Source organism: Maricaulis maris (genome assembly GCF_049116555.1).
In the GTDB taxonomy this organism is placed as follows: domain Bacteria; phylum Pseudomonadota; class Alphaproteobacteria; order Caulobacterales; family Maricaulaceae; genus Maricaulis; species Maricaulis maris_C.
Map to the genome: position 1 here is coordinate 362670 of NZ_JAGDYT010000025.1, position 17227 is coordinate 379896.

General features: G+C 61.9%; 16 protein-coding genes. 15 read left to right on the forward strand and 1 reads right to left on the reverse strand.

Features of this window, described 5'->3' with window-relative positions:
- Positions 1 to 7: 7 nt before the first annotated feature.
- The 14 genes from JXQ94_RS15925 to JXQ94_RS15990 all read left to right on the forward strand — a co-directional run bounded on the left by JXQ94_RS15925 (position 8) and on the right by JXQ94_RS15990 (position 15424).
- Positions 8 to 1258 (forward strand): TolC family protein, encoded by a 1251-nt coding sequence (locus JXQ94_RS15925; protein ID WP_421924755.1) that lies wholly within the window; start codon positions 8 to 10, stop codon positions 1256 to 1258.
- Positions 1255 to 2979 (forward strand): efflux RND transporter periplasmic adaptor subunit, encoded by a 1725-nt coding sequence (locus JXQ94_RS15930; RefSeq protein ID WP_421924756.1) that lies wholly within the window; start codon positions 1255 to 1257, stop codon positions 2977 to 2979. Before JXQ94_RS15925 ends, JXQ94_RS15930 begins: the two co-directional genes overlap by 4 nt.
- The gene (locus JXQ94_RS15935) at positions 2976 to 6131 is read left to right on the forward strand and encodes an efflux RND transporter permease subunit (protein ID WP_421924757.1); all 3156 of its coding nucleotides are present in this window, start codon (positions 2976 to 2978) and stop codon (positions 6129 to 6131) included. Before JXQ94_RS15930 ends, JXQ94_RS15935 begins: the two co-directional genes overlap by 4 nt.
- On the forward strand, positions 6131 to 6523 hold the full coding sequence (gene cueR / locus JXQ94_RS15940) for a Cu(I)-responsive transcriptional regulator (protein WP_421924787.1): 393 nt from the start codon (positions 6131 to 6133) through the stop codon (positions 6521 to 6523). Before JXQ94_RS15935 ends, cueR begins: the two co-directional genes overlap by 1 nt.
- Before the next feature lie 67 nt (positions 6524 to 6590).
- Positions 6591 to 8951, forward strand: coding sequence for a heavy metal translocating P-type ATPase (locus tag JXQ94_RS15945; RefSeq protein WP_421924758.1), 2361 nt, complete (start codon positions 6591 to 6593; stop codon positions 8949 to 8951).
- A 54-nt stretch (positions 8952 to 9005) separates the two neighbouring features.
- Positions 9006 to 9785: a hypothetical protein gene (locus JXQ94_RS15950; protein WP_421924759.1), complete on the forward strand. Its 780-nt coding sequence runs from the start codon at positions 9006 to 9008 to the stop codon at positions 9783 to 9785.
- Positions 9786 to 9807: 22 nt separating this feature from the next.
- Entirely contained in the window at positions 9808 to 10875 is a 1068-nt protein-coding gene (locus JXQ94_RS15955; protein ID WP_421924760.1) for an acyltransferase family protein, read from the forward strand.
- Positions 10876 to 10895: 20 nt separating this feature from the next.
- The gene (locus JXQ94_RS15960; protein WP_421924761.1) at positions 10896 to 11345 is read left to right on the forward strand and encodes a nuclear transport factor 2 family protein; all 450 of its coding nucleotides are present in this window, start codon (positions 10896 to 10898) and stop codon (positions 11343 to 11345) included.
- Between the two features lie 12 nt (positions 11346 to 11357).
- The gene (locus tag JXQ94_RS15965; RefSeq protein WP_421924762.1) at positions 11358 to 11663 is read left to right on the forward strand and encodes a hypothetical protein; all 306 of its coding nucleotides are present in this window, start codon (positions 11358 to 11360) and stop codon (positions 11661 to 11663) included.
- Positions 11660 to 12094, forward strand: a complete 435-nt coding sequence (locus JXQ94_RS15970) for a periplasmic heavy metal sensor (RefSeq protein ID WP_421924763.1) — start codon at positions 11660 to 11662, stop codon at positions 12092 to 12094. The genes JXQ94_RS15965 and JXQ94_RS15970 overlap by 4 nt, the downstream gene beginning before the upstream one ends.
- A complete protein-coding gene (locus JXQ94_RS15975; protein WP_421924764.1) occupies positions 12081 to 12656 on the forward strand; it encodes an RNA polymerase sigma factor in 576 nt (191 codons plus the stop codon). The genes JXQ94_RS15970 and JXQ94_RS15975 overlap by 14 nt, the downstream gene beginning before the upstream one ends.
- Positions 12657 to 12721: 65 nt before the next feature.
- Entirely contained in the window at positions 12722 to 13447 is a 726-nt protein-coding gene (locus JXQ94_RS15980) for a PepSY domain-containing protein (RefSeq protein ID WP_421924765.1), read from the forward strand.
- A 74-nt stretch (positions 13448 to 13521) separates the two neighbouring features.
- On the forward strand, positions 13522 to 14613 hold the full coding sequence (locus JXQ94_RS15985) for an acyltransferase family protein (RefSeq protein ID WP_421924766.1): 1092 nt from the start codon (positions 13522 to 13524) through the stop codon (positions 14611 to 14613).
- A 10-nt stretch (positions 14614 to 14623) separates the two neighbouring features.
- Positions 14624 to 15424 (forward strand): hypothetical protein, encoded by an 801-nt coding sequence (locus tag JXQ94_RS15990; RefSeq protein ID WP_421924767.1) that lies wholly within the window; start codon positions 14624 to 14626, stop codon positions 15422 to 15424.
- A gap of 73 nt (positions 15425 to 15497) precedes the next feature.
- Here the strand turns inward: JXQ94_RS15990 and JXQ94_RS15995 are convergent, their stop codons facing one another.
- Positions 15498 to 15818 (reverse strand): copper-binding protein, encoded by a 321-nt coding sequence (locus tag JXQ94_RS15995; protein WP_421924768.1) that lies wholly within the window; start codon positions 15816 to 15818, stop codon positions 15498 to 15500.
- An 829-nt stretch (positions 15819 to 16647) separates the two neighbouring features.
- On the opposite strand from JXQ94_RS15995, the gene JXQ94_RS16000 reads away from it, so the two are divergent.
- Complete coding sequence (locus JXQ94_RS16000; protein WP_421924769.1) at positions 16648 to 17226, forward strand: gluconate 2-dehydrogenase subunit 3 family protein; 579 nt, start codon at positions 16648 to 16650, stop codon at positions 17224 to 17226.
- The last annotated feature ends 1 nt before the right edge of the window (position 17227 follow it).

Sequence of the window (17227 nt, forward strand, 5' to 3'; positions counted from 1 at the left end):
GACCTCAATGTCCCTGCCTGCCCATGCCGTTCTTGCGGCCGCGCTCCAGCTTTCGGCTGCAACCGCGCAACCTGTTTCTGAACTGCCTCCGCTCAGCCTGCCGGAGGCTGTCCTGATCGCCGGACAAGCCGAAGACCCGGCCATCGCAAGCTTGCAGTCGCGGGCGGGCGCACTCGATCATGCCGGCGAAGCGGCGTTGGCCCTGCCAGATCCGATGATGCGGGTCGGTCTCGCCAATCTTCCCTTGAACGATCTTGATCCCAATCGCGAAGCCATGACGCAGTGGCAGGTCGGCGTGCGGCAGGTCATTCCCAGCGGGACGAGCCGTCATCTCCAGCGTGAGCGTCAACGGGCGCAGGCTGAAGGCTTCCGTGCCCTGGGCGGGCTGGAAGAACGCATGATCACGCGCTCGGTACGACTGGCATGGCTGGAGGCTTTTTACTGGGAGCGGGCGAGTGAGTTGACGCGGGCGCGGCGCGAGGAAGTCCGGCAACTCAGCGAAGTGGCGACAGCCCTGTTTGCCAGCGGACGCGGCAATTCGCATGACGTGATCCGGGTGGATCTGGAAACCGCTCTGCTGGATGCGCGTCTGATCGAGATCGATCGGCAGATCGGGACGGCCAGGGCTCAGTTGGCACGCCATGTCGGATCCGATGCGGCGAGGCGGGACATGCTGCCGCGATTGCCGGTTCTTCCGGCCTTGCCGGAAGCCAATGAAGCCGTGAATGCTCTTGGCCGTCACCCGTCCATTATTTCCCGGAATGCCCGGATCGAGGCCAGCGAACGCGATATTGATCTGGCGCTCGATGCATACAATCCGACCTGGAGCGTTGATGCGGGCTATGGCGTGCGAGACAGCCGGTCGGACGTCGCCAGTATTGGCGTGAGCGTGCAAATGCCGATCTTCAGCCAGCGCCGCCAGGACGAGAGCGTTGCGGGTGCCCGGCAGATTCGCTCGGCAGAGGAGCTGGACCGGCAGGCGCTTCTGCTCGACCTGCGCCGCCAGCTCGATGAGGACTGGGTGCGTTTTGAGCGTCTGAACCAGACCGCCGCTGCCTATGAAACCGGGGTTCTGGAACGCGCGCGTGAGACAGCAGCAGCCGTTCTAGCCGCGTATGAGAACGAGCAAGCGGACTTTGCCGAACTGGTTCGCTCGGAACTGGCCCTGCTTGATATTGAACTGACCCTGATCCGGACACGCGTTGACGCCTTGCAGGCGCAAAGCCGGATCCTGTTCCTCACCGGAGATGTCCAATGACCCCGCGCACATTTATTCTCGGTGCTGGCACGCTGATCGCCGGTATTGCCATCGGGGCCTTCGGCATGAGCCTCGTCGGTAGCGGTTCCACGCCGACCGCGGATGATCCTGAAATCCTTTATTGGGTGGCACCGATGGACCCGAATTTCCGTCGGGACGAACCGGGCAGGTCTCCCATGGGGATGGATCTGATCCCCGTCTATGCAGGTGATGAACCCACGGACAGCACCACCATCACCATCTCCTCGGCCGTTGAGAACAATATCGGCGTGCGCACGGCACTGGCGACACGGGACCGGTTTGCCGAGGATCTCGACACGGTTGGTTATGTCCGTCCGGTCGATGATCTGACTTCGGTCGTGGATGTCCGGGCGCAGGGCTGGATCGAGGACCTGCGGGTCGCCGCTGTTGGCGATGTCGTGGAAGGCGGAGATCTGCTCTTCCGCATGTACTCACCGGAGATCGTGACAGCGCAAAGCGAGTTCCTGCAGGCGGTCAATGTCGCCAGGCCCGGTCTGATCTCGGCTGCCCGTTCACGCTTGCAGGCGCTGGGAGTAAACGAGGCTCAGATCGACGCCATCGCGCGCCGTGGCACCCCGCAGAGACTCGTCAATGTTTATGCACCACGAACCGGTGTCGTCCTGGAAATGAATGTCCGCGAGGGCGCCCATGCCCATCCCAGCATGGTCGTGATGACGATCGCCGATTTGCGCGAGGTCTGGGTTATCGCGGACCTGTTTGAAGACGCGGCGTCGGCGATCGAGCCCGGGCAAGACGTCCACATGCAGACCCGGGCCCAGCCGGGCCGAATGTGGCATGGGCGGGTGGAGTACCTCTATCCCACAGTAGACCCGCGCAGCCGCTCGATCCCGGTGCGCATGCGGTTCAGCAATGGTGACGGGGCGTTGCGCCCGGAAGCTTATGTGAATGTCCGTATTGAGGTGTCACCGCGAGAGAATGTCCTGTCGGTTCCTGCCGAAGCCGTGATCCGGACCGGGCAGTCGGAACGGGTGGTTCTGGCTCTGGGTGACGGTCGGTACCGGTTGGCCCAGGTGAGAAGCGGAGCCGAAGCAGGTGGTCGGGTCGAAATCCTGTCCGGCCTTTCCGAAGGTGAACGCGTGGTCGTGTCCAGCCAGTTCCTAATCGACTCTGAAGCCAGCCTTCAGGGCGTTGCGCTCCGCATGGCCGGTGCCGAGGAGCCCGCTGCGCTGCCGGAGGCGGTCGAAGGCACGGGCACAGTCGATGGTGTCATGGCGTCCCACGGCATGATCGATCTAACCCATGATCCCATCCCCGCGCTCGACTGGCCGGTGATGAGCATGTCCTTCTTCACGCTCGAGGGTGTGTCACTGGAGGGACTGTCCGAAGGGGATGCGGTGAACTTCACCTTGCGCCAGAACGATGACGGCCAATGGCGCATTGCCTCGATCTCCGGACCGGACGCGTCTCTCGACGGAACCGGTGAGACGGTGGTCGAGGGACATGGCCGCGTTGTCACGCTGATGGGCGATCTCGGCATGGTCGAGATCGACCATGAGCGGATCGAAGCGATCGACATGCCGGCCATGAGCATGGTCTACGAGCTCACCGAAGGCGTCACGCTGGACGGGCTCGCCGAGGGCGACCACGTCCGCTTCACCATTGATGAGGCCGGCCCCGGTCAATGGCAGCTCACCGGTATTTCGGTGATGACTATGGGTGATGCGGGAGGCGAGGAATGATCAACGCGATTATCCGCTGGTCGATCGGCAATCGTCTGATCGTCCTCATCCTGGCCACCCTGCTGGCGGGGAGCGGCGTGTACTCGCTCGTCCGCACGCCGATGGACGCCATTCCCGATCTGTCTGATGTGCAGGTCATCATCAAGACGACCTATCCCGGCCAGGCCCCACAGGTCGTCGAGGACCAGGTCACCTATCCGCTGACCACGGCCATGCTGGCGGTTCCGGGCGCCGTCACGGTCCGTGGCTATTCCTTTTTCAATGACAGCTATGTCTACGTCATTTTCGAGGACGGCACTGACCTGTATTGGGCCCGCTCGCGGGTGTTGGAATACCTGTCCCAGGTCGCCCCGACCTTGCCGGACGCCGCTCGCCCGGCGCTTGGGCCGGATGCGACCGGTGTGGGCTGGATCTATCAATACGCGCTCGTCGACCGGACCGGGCAACATGACCTCGCCGAACTGCGCTCTCTCCAGGACTGGTTCCTCAAATACGAGCTCCAGACCATTGAAGGTGTGTCCGAGGTGGCCACGATTGGCGGCATGGTGCGGCAGTACCAGGTGACTGCCGATCCGGACCGGTTGCGGGCCCAGGGCATTCCGCTCTCAGCGGTCCGGACCGCTATCGAGCGCGGCAATCAGGAAAGTGGCGGCCGAGTCATCGAGATGGCGGAAGCCGAATACATGGTCCGGGCCTCCGGCTATATCGAGAGCGTCGAGGATCTGCAGGCGATCCCGGTCACTGTCACGGAAACCGGGACCCCCATCCTGCTTTCGGACGTCGCCGACATTACAATCGGACCGGAATTGCGTCGCGGCATTGGGGAACTCAATGGCGAAGGCGAGGCCGTCGGTGGTGTGGTTGTCATGCGGTTTGGCGAGAATGCCCGGGCGACGATTCAGCGCGTTGAGGACCGGCTGGAAGAACTCGGTTCGTCACTCCCTGACGGCGTGGAGATTGTCACCACCTACAACCGGGCCAGCTTGATCGAACGGGCGGTTTCATCTCTGCGGGAAAAGTTGATCGAGGAGTTTTTGGTGGTCGCGTTGATCTGCGCGCTCTTCCTGTTCCACTTCCGCTCCTCCCTGGTGATCGTGCTGAGCCTGCCGCTTGGAATTCTGACCGCTGTCATCGTGATGAATGCCCAAGGCATCAACGCCAACATCATGTCTCTCGGCGGAATTGCCATCGCCATTGGCGCCATGGTGGATGCTGCGATCGTCATGATCGAGAACATGCACAAGCATGCCGAACGTGAGCCGATTACGCGGGAAAACCGCTGGGAGATTGTCACCAAAGCTTCGGTTGAGGTCGGCCCGGCGTTGTTCTTCTCACTCCTGATCGTCACATTCAGCTTTGTGCCGATCTTTGCCCTCGAGGCTCAGGAAGGGCGTCTTTTCCATCCGTTGGCTTTCACCAAGACCTACGCGATGGCCGCCGCGGCTGGTCTGGCGATCACATTGGTCCCGGTCCTGATGGGGTATCTTGTGCGTGGCCGGATCACGCCGGAGCACAAAAACCCGGTCAATCGTCTGCTGATCGCCGGCTACCGGCCCTTTATCGGCTTAGCGATCCGCCGTCCGGTCGTGGTCCTGCTGGCCGCGGGTCTGGTATTGGCAAGCGCTACGATACCGCTTTCGCGTATGGGTAGCGAATTCATGCCAGATCTGGATGAGGGCGATATTCTCTACATGCCAAGCGCGTTTCCAGGCGTGTCGGCCGGCAAGGTCACCGAGCTTCTGCAGCAGACCAATCGGCTCATCATGACCGTCCCGGAAGTCCTCACGGTTCATGGCAAGGCGGGGCGGGCCGAAACCGCGACCGACCCGGCCCCCCTGACCATGATCGAGACCACGATCCAGCTACGTCCGCGAGAGGAATGGCGGCCGGGCATCACGATCGATGACATTCGCTCCGAACTGGATGCGGTGGTCGATGTGCCCAGTCTGACCAACGCGTGGATCATGCCAATCCGGGGGCGGATCGACATGTTGGCCACGGGGATCAAGACCCCGGTCGGGATCAAGATAGCCGGTCCGGACCTGGAGGTGATCGCGGAAATCGGGGAAGAGGTCGAAGCCGTTATCCGGACCTTGGACGGCACCGCATCGGTCTATGCTGAACGGGTAACCGGGGGGCGGTTCGTTGATATTGACATGAATCGGCTTGAGGCGGCCCGCTTCGGCCTCAATGTGGCGGACGTGCATGACGTGGTTCGAACGGCGATCGGTGGCATGTCAGTCAGCGAAAGCGTCGAGGGCCGTGAGCGCTATCCCATCAATCTGCGCTACCCGCGCGACTACCGCAATTCCGTGGACGCGCTTCGGGACCTGCCGATCATAACGCCGACCGGCGCGGAAATTCCGCTGGGGCGCGTCGCCGACATCTCCATCGCCGACGGACCGGGTGTGATCCGCAGTGAGAATGCCCGTACCAATGGCTGGGTCTATGTCGATATCAATGACGTGGATATCGGCAGTTATGTGGAGGAGGCCCAGCAGGCTCTGGCCGAGCATGTTGACCTGCCGCCGGGCTATTCGATCAGCTGGTCCGGTCAGTACGAATACATGGAAAGGGCCAAAGCCAAGCTGGCTGTGGTCGTTCCTGTCACCCTGGTGATCATCTTGCTGCTGCTCTTTTTAAACTTCCGCAGGCTGACCCCGGTCTTGATGATCATGGGCACGTTGCCTCTGGCTCTTGTTGGTGGTGTCTGGCTGCTCGACCTGCTCGGGTATAATCTCTCGGTAGCTGTCGGTGTGGGCTTTATCGCCCTGGCAGGCGTGGCCGTAGAGATCGGCGTCTTGATGATCGTCTATCTGGAACAGGCGCTCGCCCGCCATCAGGGTCTTGCCGATGAGGCCGGCCGATCGCTGAACCGGTCCGATCTGCAAGAGGCCGTGATCGAGGGAGCGCTGTTGCGGGTGCGGCCCATCATGATGACCGTGATCGCAACCATCGCTGGCTTGCTGCCGATCATGTTTGGTGACGGGACCGGTTCGGAGGTGATGCGGCGGATTGCAGCGCCGATGGTGGGCGGCATGACAAGCGCCACCATCCTCACGCTTCTGGTTATCCCTGCGGCTTTCCTGATCTGGAAACGGACGGGGCTTGGCCGGACCCACCAAGCCTTGCCAGTGGAGGGGGCGGCATGATGAATGTGAAGGACGCGGCCCGGGCGACCGGCCTGGCCTCAAAGACCTTGCGCTACTACGAGGATGTGGGGCTGGTCGCCCCGGCCCGGGCGGCCAATGGATACCGTGTCTATCAAGACAGCGATCTCCACAAGCTCGCCTTTGTCGGCCGAGCGCGAAGTCTCGGCTTTTCGCTCGACGATTGCCGGGCCCTGCTGTCCTTGTACGAAGACAGGTCCAGGGCGAGTGCCGATGTGAAGGCGCTGGCGCTGGGCCATGTTGCCCAGATTGATCGGAAACTCGCGGAAATGACGGCGATCAAGTCAGAGCTGCAGCGCCTCGTTTCGGCCTGTCATGGGGATGATCGGCCGGACTGCCCCATCGTTGAGGGGCTCGCCGGCGAGAAAAGCTGAAATTGGCCGCTTGACCTTCCAGTGACTGGAAGCCTCACACCCGCGACATCCATAGGAGGATTGTCCGATGAGTTGCCAGAATTGCTCGCCCGAAGAGACAAAAGAAGATGTGCACCATCAGCCTGTTGCGACCGACCCGGTTTGCGGGATGGAGGTGCGTATCGGGGCCGGAAAGCCCAGTCACGCGCATGACGGTGAAACCTACCATTTCTGTTCGCAACGTTGTCACGACCGGTTTGCCGACGACCCCGATCACTTCCTGACCGGTGCACATCTTCAGTCCTATGAGGACATGCCGGAGGGGACGAAATACACTTGCCCGATGGACCCCGAGATCGTCCGCGATGAACCGGGCGACTGCCCCATCTGCGGTATGGCGCTTGAACCGATGGGCGTGCCGAACGGTGAAGAGGGCCCCAATCCTGAACTAGTGGACTTTACCCGCCGTTTCTGGGTCGGCGCCGTCTTGACCGTGCCGGTCCTGCTGCTCGCTATGGGACCGATGATTGGACTGGGCTTCCTGCGTGACGCTCTCGGTGAAACCCCTGCCGCCTGGGCGGAACTGGTGCTGGCCACTCCGGCGGTCCTGTGGTCGGGTTGGCCCTTCTTCGAGCGTGGCGTGAAGTCAGTGATCAACCGCCATCTCAACATGTTCACGCTGATCGCGATGGGAACCGGTGCCGCCTATCTGTTCAGCCTGGTTGCGGTTCTGGCACCGGACGTGTTTCCGGACGCGTTCCGGCACGCGAACGGCCATGTGGGCGTGTATTTTGAGGCCGCTGCCGTCATCATTGACCTTGTCCTGTTGGGACAGATCATGGAATTGCGGGCGCGGGAGCAGACCGGGTCCGCCATCCGGGCTCTGCTCGACCTCGCACCGAAAACGGCCTTGCGAGTCGGAGCTGACGGGAATGACGAGGACGTGCCGCTGGACCAGATCCGCGAAGGCGATCGTTTGCGGGTGCGCCCCGGTGAGAAAATTCCGGTGGACGGCGTTGTCGTTGAAGGCCGGTCTTCGGTTGATGAATCCATGATCTCCGGGGAACCGGTCCCGGTTGAGAAGGTCGAGGGTGAAAATGTGACCGGGGCCACGGTCAACGGGAATGGCAGTCTGGTTGTCGAGGCCCGGCGGGTCGGCAAGGACACGGTGCTCAGCCAGATCGTGGAGATGGTGGCCAGTGCCCAGCGCAGCCGTGCTCCGATCCAGAAGTTTGCCGATATGGCGTCGGGCCGGTTTGTGCCCGCCGTGATCGGGGTCGCCGCCTTCGCCTTTGTCGCCTGGTCGATCTGGGGGCCCGAGCCGGCATCGGCCTATGGGCTGATCGCAGCGGTGTCTGTTCTGATTATTGCCTGTCCTTGTGCCCTGGGCCTGGCCACGCCCATGTCCGTCATGACCGCTACCGGGCGCGGCGCTCAGGCCGGCGTCCTGATCAGGAATGCTGAGGCGCTCGAACGCTTTGCGAAAGTTGACACGCTGATCGTCGACAAGACCGGCACGCTGACCATGGGGAGGCCTGAGCTGGCCGCCGTGATCGCGTTTTCCAACAACAATGAGGATGACGTCCTGACCGCGGCCGCCAGCCTTGAGCGCGGGTCCGAACATCCGCTCGCTGAAGCCATTGTCCAGGGCGCCAAGAGCCGTGGCGTGACGATGGACACCGCCGATGAGTTCGAAGCCGTCACCGGCAAGGGCGTGACGGGTCGGGTTCGCGGTCGGGCAGTTGCTCTTGGCAATGCCGCGCTGATGGATGTGCAAGGCATCGCGGTCAGCGAGACAGCGACAGGCGAAGCCAATGCGCGAAGAGATGACGGGGAGACCGTCATGTTTGTGGCGATTGATGGCCATTTGGCCGGCATGGTCTGCGTCGTGGACCCGATCAAACCGACGACAGCCCAGGCGCTGGAAGACCTGCACAAACTGGGATTCCGCATCGTGATGGCGACCGGCGACAATGAGCGCACGGCGAAGTCGGTGGCGGCCAGGCTCGGGCTGGACGAGGTGCGAGCCGACGTCCTGCCGCGCGACAAGGCCCGAATCGTGGAGGAGTTGCAAGCCGACGGGCACCGCGTTGCCATGGCCGGAGACGGTGTCAATGATGCCCCCGCTCTGGCGCAGGCCGATGTGGGCATTGCCATGGGCACCGGTGCAGACGTCGCCATCGAAAGTGCAGGTTTGACGCTGGTAAAGGGTGATCTGACCGGCATTGTTCGCGCCCGCAAGCTGGCCCTCGCAACTATGCGCAATATCCGTGAGAACCTGTTCTTTGCTCTCATCTACAATGCGGCGGGCGTGCCTGTGGCAGCCGGTATCCTCTACCCGGTTTTCGGGATCATGCTGTCACCGATGATCGCTGCGGCGGCCATGAGCCTGTCCTCCGTGTCGGTCATTACCAACTCCCTGCGCCTGAGATCGGTTCGGCTCGGCTGAGGGAAAACGCGATGACGCGCGTAGTCCGGACTGAACGATCGGGAGGACGATGCCGTGGGGCTTCGCATCGCTTTGGCCGCGCTTGCAGGCGCAGGGGTTATCTTATTCGCATCGGCGCCGGGCTGGGCGCATCCGCCGGCCCAGCATGAGCCCGCTGAGGAGACCGGGGCTCAGGAGCAATCCGCGAGCGCCGAACCGGTTGCCGAGACCGTCGGGGAAATCGGCGCCGAAAGCGAGGCAGCCCCGGCATCCAGCGACACGCTGGCAGATGTGTTCGAGCATGATCATGGCGGCGAGCCCGACCCGTGTATCGATGAAGGCCATCATGATGCTGAAGGCGGTCAGGCCGGCGGTCACTCCCACTGGGGTGAAGACGGCGCCTCGACCCCTTTTGAACGTGCGATGTCCCGCATTGGCGTGTTTCACTCCGTGGCGGTGCATTTCCCGATTGCGCTGATCCTCGTGGCGGCACTGGCACAGGTCTTTGTTCTCGCCGGTCGCTTTGGCAGCGGCGGCGATACGGTTCGTTTCCTGGTGTGGACCGGAGCCGCAGGCGGCGTCGCCGCTGGGTTGCTAGGCTGGGCCCATTCCGGTCCGATGGCCGCAAATGAGGCCGGCGTCATGCTGGCTCACCGCTATTTGGGCACAGCGCTATTGTTCGGGCTGGTCGGCCTGGCGGCGCTTGGTGAGTGGTCACGCCGTCCGGACAATCAGCTGGGCGCGCTTCTATTCAATATCGCGCTGTTCGGATCTGCGTTGGCGCTCTTGTTGAATGGTTTCCTCGGCGGCGCGCTCGCCCATGGCGGGCTGCGGCATCTGATTGGCGGCGGCTAGGGTGAGCTATCCCGCCCATCTGGTGTCTCTCACGAGATTGCGGTTCTTCGCCGCCCTGTGGGTCGTATTCTATCACTGGCGAGCACCGTGGGACTTCGACGTCGACGCGGTCACCCAATTTCTGGCAATGGGCCGGTTCGGGGTGGATCTGTTCTTCATCCTCTCCGGATTTGTGCTCGCCCATGTCTACCTTCTGGCGCGCGAAGAAGGCCGGTTCGATTTCGCCCGGTTTCTGGTTGCGCGTTTCGCCAGGATCTGGCCGCTGCACATCGCCGTCACCCTGTTTCTCATTCTCGTCTGGGTCACGGCGACCACGCTTGGTGTGCCTTTCGACACGGAGCGGTTCGCCCTGGCTGACCTGCCCGCCAACATCCTGATGATCCATGCGTGGGGTTTCGCGCCAGATCTGAGCTGGAATGGACCGTCATGGTCGATCAGCGCGGAATGGTTCGCCTATCTGGCCTTTCCCGCGTACCTGATGGCGGCACGGGCCCTGAAGCATCGCCCCTGGCTGCTGCTGGGAATAGCCGTCGTTCTCTTTTTCGCACTGGACCAGGTCCATTTGCGTCTTTTTGGCGAGACCCTGCCAATGGCGACGGAGCGCTATGGCGTCATCCGGATCATTCCCGAATTTCTCATCGGGGTCGGCCTTTACAGGCTGGGCCAAGCGTATGCCTTGCCCCGTCCGGCCGCCCGATATGCATTCATCGGAGTTCTTGCTGTCTACCTCTGGGCCGTCCACGCCGCCTGGGATGATCGCGCGATCGCGCTGCTTGGGGCGCCGATCATTTTCCTCCTCGCAGAGCTGGACCGGCGTGCCGGCGAAACGAGAGCCGGGGCGATGAGTTATCTCGGCGACATCTCCTACAGCGTCTACATGATCCATGTGCCGTTTTTCATGGTCAGCTTCAATTTCCTGCAGGACGTCCTGGGCGTGGTCGATCAGACGATATCCTGGCCGATACTGCTGGCGATGATGGTTGTGATGATCGGTGTTTCAGCGGGCACATATGAGTGGGTAGAGCGCCCGGCGCGTACTCGTATGCGCGCATGGGGTGAGGCCTGGATCAGCCGGTGGCGCAGGACCTGAAAACGATATGAGAGGGTGAAATGGACTGGATCAGACACGGAAGCATCGGAGCCGCGACCGCGATCGCGATGTCGTCGCCCGTTATTGCGGATGATGCTGCAGACATAACCGCTGTTCTGGAGAGCTATTCGGGTGCGCTTTCCGCGGAGAATGTTCAAGAGGCCGAGCGCTGGGTGCTTCCGGACGGGTCCGACTTCACGATCTTCGAGGGCAGTGGCAGCGATATCGGCTGGGCCGAGTATCGTGATCATCACTTGGCGCCGGAATTCGCGGCGGAGCATGTGACCTTCCATGTTTATGACTGGTCCGGTTACACGGTGAATGCGGATCGGAACCTGGCCTTTGCGACCTTCGATATCCGGATGGAGTACGAGGTGCGTGGAGAGGCACGCGAGCGTGACGCGCATGGAACCGCTATACTTGTTCGCACTGATACCGGTTGGCGCATCAAGCACCTGCACACGTCCTGACGGAGAACTGACATGTCCGACGATAAGCTGGACGAAATCCTCGATAACATGGGCGGCGCGCCGTCCCAGGTCGACATGGCCGATTTCCAGCCGCGAGTCTGGGCACGCCTCGATGGCGCGGCGCACGGTCATCCAGGGCGCGAAGCGCTTGGCCGTGCTCTCGCCATGCGTGCGGCGCCCGCTGCGGTGGCGTTGCTGATCGGTGGGGTAGTCGGCGCCGGTGCGATCGGTCATGCCGAGCCGGACCTCCTGGCAGTATTCGACGCCGATGCCGGCTGGTCGTTAACCGCGCTCGTGGATGAGGGGGCGGACGGATGATCTGGAGAGCTGGAGTTGTCGCAACCGCCCTCGGGCTGACCAGCGGATTTGCCGGTGTGTGGTTGGGCGTGAATGTGCTTGGCCATCACGATGGAGCCTCGTCCAGCCTGCACGCCATCATCCATGACGAGCTCGCGCTCGATCACGAGCAGGAAGCGGTCATCGAAGCGCTCGAGGCAAGTTTCGCTACGCAGAAGGCCGGGTATGAAAACCGGGTCACGGAGGCGCGGCGCGCAATTGGCCGGGCTCTCCTCGCAGACCGCGAAATGTCAGCCGACGTAGCCGAAGCGGCCGAGGCCTTTCACGATGTGATGGGTGAGCTGCAATTGGCCACGCTCAATCACATTTTGGCTATGCGCGAGGTCATGACCGAAGACCAGCGCGCCGAGTTTGATGACCGTCTGGCCAACGCCTTTGATGTCGAGGGATAGGGCCGACGGATCTGCCCTCGATCCGACCGACGAACAACTCGCAATCCGCGCCCGGGATGGTGAAAGGCTGGCGTTCAACCAGCTCATGCAGCGTCATGCGCCCAGGCTGGTCCAGTTCCTTGAGCGCCAGGTGGGCGGCAGGGCGGATGCCGAGGACGTCGCCCAGAACACATTCATCGCGATCCATCGCAATCTGGCGCGGTTTGACGCCGACAAATCCTTCGTGACCTGGATGTTCTTCATCGCCCGGAACAAAGCGAAGGATCATCATCGACGCCGCGCGGTTCTCAATTGGGTCGGATTCGAAGATCGAGCCGAATTCATGCCCTCGGAGGACCCAGACCCTGAAACAACCGTCAGAGACAAGGCGGACCTCGCCCGGGTAGACGCCCTGATCCGTGCTTTGCCCGAGGGTTTGCGGACACCGCTTCTGCTATCCGTCCTGGAGGGGTTGTCTCTGGCCGAAATCGGCATTGCGATGGGAATTTCCGAAAAGGCAGCGGAAGTGAGAGTTTATCGGGCCAGGAAAAAGCTGAAGGACGACTACTACCATGAGGGGTAGAGGTCTGCTTCGCGTAACTTCCAATCGGGACAGGCCAGCAGGGCCGTGACAGGCAGGGGATATTCATGACAGCGCTGCTTCGCTGGACAATTCGCGCTCACAAATGGCTGGCTTTGATGGTCGGCATTCAGATCGTGCTCTGGATCGTGGGCGGTGTGGTCATGAGCGTCCTGCCGCTCGAGCGTGTCCGCGGTGAGCACAATATCGCCGAGCCCGCGCCGCTGATGATCGATGTGAACACGGTTTTGCCCGCTGACCAGGCATTGTCGGACCTGGATCTCGGCGCGCCCTTCGAGGAAGTCAGATTGCAGGCGTGGCAGGGACGCCCGGTCTATAACGCGATTGCCCACAACGGCGCGTCCGCGTTGGTCGATGCCATGACCGGCGAGCGTATCACGCCGGTCTCCCGCGAAACTGCGATCGAGCTGGCCCGTGCCGATTACGCCGGGGACCCGGAAATCGCTGCGGTTGAGTATTTCGAGGACCCGACCTGGGAGTATCGGCGGCCGGGCGCTGCTTGGCGGATCAGCTTCGCTGATGGCGAGGGAACGCGGATCTATGTCTCACCGGATACCGGCTTGGTGATGGCGCGCCGCAATGATGACTGGCGCTTCTTCGACTTCTTCTGGATGCTCCACATCATGGACTATGAGGAGCGGGAGAATTTCAATAATCCGCTCCTGATTACGGCATCGATTTTCGCTCTGGTGACGGTACTGGCCGGACTTCTCCTGCTGGTCCTGCGCATGCAGCGCCTGGTGAGGATGGAAATCGCGAAGCGCCGGCAATGACCCGAAGGTGAGGGGAGGCTCGACCCGCCGCGTATCCGGTAAAGGATCGCATCGGGAGGGCGCCCATTTTCGGCTTGAAGACCATCGGTTCGGCTTTCACGAGCCGGCATAACCGCCTGACGCCGATTCGCCTCGTCCTGGCCTCGGCCGTGCTAGTCGAACACGCGATTATCGTCACGCAAGGCCCCGAACCGCCTCCGCCGCTGGCGATAAACGGCTGGTCGCTCAGTTATGCGGCCGTGAACGCCTTTTTTATTCTCAGTGGCTTCCTGATTGCCGACAGTCTTGAGCGCCGCGCGGACCCCTACCAGTTCGTCGCCGCCCGCGCTCTCCGTCTGTGGCCAGCGCTGCTTGTTCTGTCCCTCGTGGCCGTCTTCGTTATCGGGCCCGCCGTGACGATACTGAGCGTTCCCGAGTATTTCGGGTCTGCGCAAACCTGGTTCTTTCCGGTCAATGTTCTTGCCTTCCTTGATACGAGCCAGGGGCCGGCAGGCATTTTTTCAAGTCATCCCTGGAGCGGTGAATTTTCGGCCACGCTCTGGACGCTGCGCTACGAGGTCATTGCCTACGTGGCGGCGGCCCTGATCTTCTTCTCGCCCCTGCCATGGGGCCGTCACGCGCATCTCGTCCTGTTTGCTGTCACGACCGCTGCCCATATTCTCATCAGCCTGTTCTGGGATGACGCGCCGGCCCTGATTGCCAGCGCTGCACGCCTGTCCTCGGCCTTCACGATCGGGATGGTCATTCATGCCTGGCGGCATCGCATCCCCATTCTGCCCTGGCCTTTGCTGTTGGTCGTCCCGCTCTGGCTGGCCCTTGGCGAGCATCCTGGTGCCGAGCTGTTCATGAATCTCGCCATAGCCGCCGCGATGTTTGCGGTTGCCTTTGCGGCGCTCGATCGCTGGCCGACCGGCGCGGATCTGCCGGACTGGTCCTACGGAATCTATATCTGGCACTATCCGATCATGCAGATGGTGCTGTTCTTCGACCCGAACGCCGACCCGTTGAAGATCGGTATCATTGCGGTCCCGGTCACGTGTCTGGTCTCCGCCATGTCCTGGAGCCTCGTGGAAAAACCAAGTCTTGCGTTCAAGACTGCGGTCGGAGACCGGCTTCGGCGAATTTGGAGTGCCAACAGAAAAGGGCCTGCGGGCCCGGAGAACTGAGGGGAATACGATGAAAACTGACAATCGCTCGCCGCGTTTGAAGGCGGTATTCGCGGGTGGCCTCGCGGCGCTCCTCGCCAGTTCTGCTGCCTTCGGTCACAAGACTTTCCTGGCTTCAAGCGAAGCCATCTGGCCGTCCGGAGAGACTGTCGAGATCGCGATGACCAGTGCGCTGGAATATCCGGACATCCAGTTTGGTCTGGGCCAGGACCGGGTGGCATTTATATCGGCGACAGTCGGCGGCGTTGCCGTGGATGATCTTTCCTATGCAGAGACCGAGACTGCGTTGGGCATTCGGTTCACACCCACTTCCGCTGGGCTGGGTGTATTGGCGGTCTCGACCCATCCAAGATCCGGTGAAATTCCTCCGGAAAGCATCGACGTCTACTTCGAGGAGATCGATGCGGACGCTGACGTGCAGGCGGCCTTTCATGCGCTGCCCGGCTCACCGACCCTGATGCGCAGCTACTCCAAGCTCACCAAGACGATCTTCTGCGTGGCGACGTGTGAAGGCGGCGAAGATGCCGTGTTCACACCGATGGGCCAGGCGCTTGAATTTGTGCCGGTGCAGAATGAGGCGCGACGGTTCGCGCTCTACCAGGACAGCGAGACCCTGGCCGGCCATCGGGTCACGATCCACACGCCTGACGGACGGCATTTCGAAGCGCTGACAGACGAGACCGGCAGGTTCACCGTTTCCGCTGAGCTGGACGGCGAGGTCCTGCTGTCTGCGATCTGGATCGATCTGCCGGAAACGCCGGACGGCAATTATCACAGCGATCAGGCCACGATGACGGTGCGCCTGGATTGATGACAGCACACATAAACGGGCGAGCCGACAGCTCGCCCGGCCATGTCCACGCGGGGCGTAATTTCGCGGAGGGTTACTCCGAACGCGCTTCGGCGGCGATGATCTCGAAGCCATTCTCGCCGCTGATGACGGTGATGATCAGCGCCGCGTCCGGCTGAAACAGATCGAAATCCACATCTTCGGCCACTGAGAAGCGCATCATCATCGCGCCCATGCCGAGCTCGGTCAGCGCATCATGCCGAACGAGCGCAGTGCGGTTTTCGGCGTCAGCTGCCCGCACATCCGCAGCGACGGTAGAGCTGGCCTGTTCTTCGGCCTGGTGATGGTTGCCGTGATGGCCGTGATGGTCTGCGGCCGTCAGGGCTAGAAGGGCAGATACAAGAACACTGATCATTTCGAAACTCCAGATCAACACGGACCCGATACGCAACACGCGCGCCGACCCCTCATCGATAAACCGAATGTGCCAACAAGACTATCAGGCGGCGGGAGTGTGGGCACAACCGGTTGCAGCAATGGGCATCTGCTCAAACCAACCGCCAGATTGCGCAATCAAGTCGCCCCAGAAGGCATCGTCCTGAGACCTGCCGAGATTCGGTGTCGCGCGTCGGACGTCGAACGGGACAGCTAACTTCGAAACGCCCGCCGGTCGAGACTCCTTCGCTCGCGGCTGACAGCACCGCCACTATTTCCCCAAGCGCTGACGAGTCCACAAATCATCGGTTTTTAAAGCGGATAGAACGCCGCGCCGGGACTATTTGTGGTGCCAATGGGTATTTTAAAAAGTCCCCAATCACGAGCGTTGGACTCTGCGCGGACGCCGCTGCCAGTATGGTTGCCTCTTGCTCGAGGATATGCGGGATTTCTTTGGCTGAAAGTGAGAAGTCAGGACCTTGCTCCGCACAGATGGCCAAAAGAAAGCCGTCTCACGAAGGGCGCGTGCATGTCCGGCCGTTGATGCGGCGATAGCAGATGCAAAACCTCCTGCTGAGGGACGCAATTCTCAAATTCGATACCCGACCGGGACAGAAGCGTGGGCGCTCATCCGAGATTGGCATGCGGCGCGCCGCCTTGCGGGTGAGCGACCTGTTATCAGGAGCCGTCAGATCCAAAGCGGAATTCTGCGTTCTGGCGCCGAAGAAATCGGTCTCTGGTCAATGGGTTCCGGCTTGATTGCTGCTTTCAGGCCCTGCAGAGTGACGCCCTGAACGAGGGGGCAGAGATTGACGGGGACGGGCGTTACACGGCGAATCCTGCTCTCGACGGGCGGTCTGGCCCTGGCCGGACTGTCACTGTCGGGGTGCGAGAACCGTGACGCAATCGAGCTGGATCTCGCGGACGTCACCGGTTTTTCCGTCTTTGACCGGGCTACGGCGGCGATCCTTCTCGATGTCGCGGATCTGATGATTCCCCGGACCGATACCCCCGGTGCGGGCGATACCGGCACTGTGCTGTATCTCGATCAGTTGATGGACCACTGGGCATCTGCGGCCAGCCGGGCTGAAATCCTGGGCTTTCCCGCACAGCTGGATGGTCATGCTCGCCAGAGCGTCGGGCGCGCATTCCGGTCCTTGTCCCGGCAGGCCCGCTTTCGTCTCCTGGAAAGTATGGACCAGGCGAGCTTCGCCGAGGGCGAGCGACATGGTTTCGCCGCCGCCTACCGCAAGCTGAAGCGGCTGATTTTCCATATTCATTATACCAGCGAGGCGGCAAACCCCGATTATGTTGCGGTGCCGGGGCAGTATCTCGGCGATGTGTCGGCCACCGAGTTTCAGGCGCTTGTCGATGATGCGCGATTCTAGG

Excerpts from the sequence above, each read along its gene's own strand:
- JXQ94_RS15925 (WP_421924755.1), top strand. The coding sequence starts at position 8 with ATGTCCCTGCCTGCCCATGCCGTTCTTGCGGCCGCGCTCCAGCTTTCG.
- JXQ94_RS15930 (WP_421924756.1), top strand. The coding sequence starts at position 1,255 with ATGACCCCGCGCACATTTATTCTCGGTGCTGGCACGCTGATCGCCGGT.
- JXQ94_RS15935 (WP_421924757.1), top strand. The coding sequence starts at position 2,976 with ATGATCAACGCGATTATCCGCTGGTCGATCGGCAATCGTCTGATCGTC.
- cueR (WP_421924787.1), top strand. The coding sequence starts at position 6,131 with ATGAATGTGAAGGACGCGGCCCGGGCGACCGGCCTGGCCTCAAAGACC.
- JXQ94_RS15945 (WP_421924758.1), top strand. The coding sequence starts at position 6,591 with ATGAGTTGCCAGAATTGCTCGCCCGAAGAGACAAAAGAAGATGTGCAC.
- JXQ94_RS15960 (WP_421924761.1), top strand. The coding sequence starts at position 10,896 with ATGGACTGGATCAGACACGGAAGCATCGGAGCCGCGACCGCGATCGCG.
- JXQ94_RS15965 (WP_421924762.1), top strand. The coding sequence starts at position 11,358 with ATGTCCGACGATAAGCTGGACGAAATCCTCGATAACATGGGCGGCGCG.
- JXQ94_RS15970 (WP_421924763.1), top strand. The coding sequence starts at position 11,660 with ATGATCTGGAGAGCTGGAGTTGTCGCAACCGCCCTCGGGCTGACCAGC.
- JXQ94_RS15975 (WP_421924764.1), top strand. The coding sequence starts at position 12,081 with ATGTCGAGGGATAGGGCCGACGGATCTGCCCTCGATCCGACCGACGAA.
- JXQ94_RS15980 (WP_421924765.1), top strand. The coding sequence starts at position 12,722 with ATGACAGCGCTGCTTCGCTGGACAATTCGCGCTCACAAATGGCTGGCT.
- JXQ94_RS15990 (WP_421924767.1), top strand. The coding sequence starts at position 14,624 with ATGAAAACTGACAATCGCTCGCCGCGTTTGAAGGCGGTATTCGCGGGT.
- JXQ94_RS15995 (WP_421924768.1), bottom strand. The coding sequence starts at position 15,818 with ATGATCAGTGTTCTTGTATCTGCCCTTCTAGCCCTGACGGCCGCAGAC.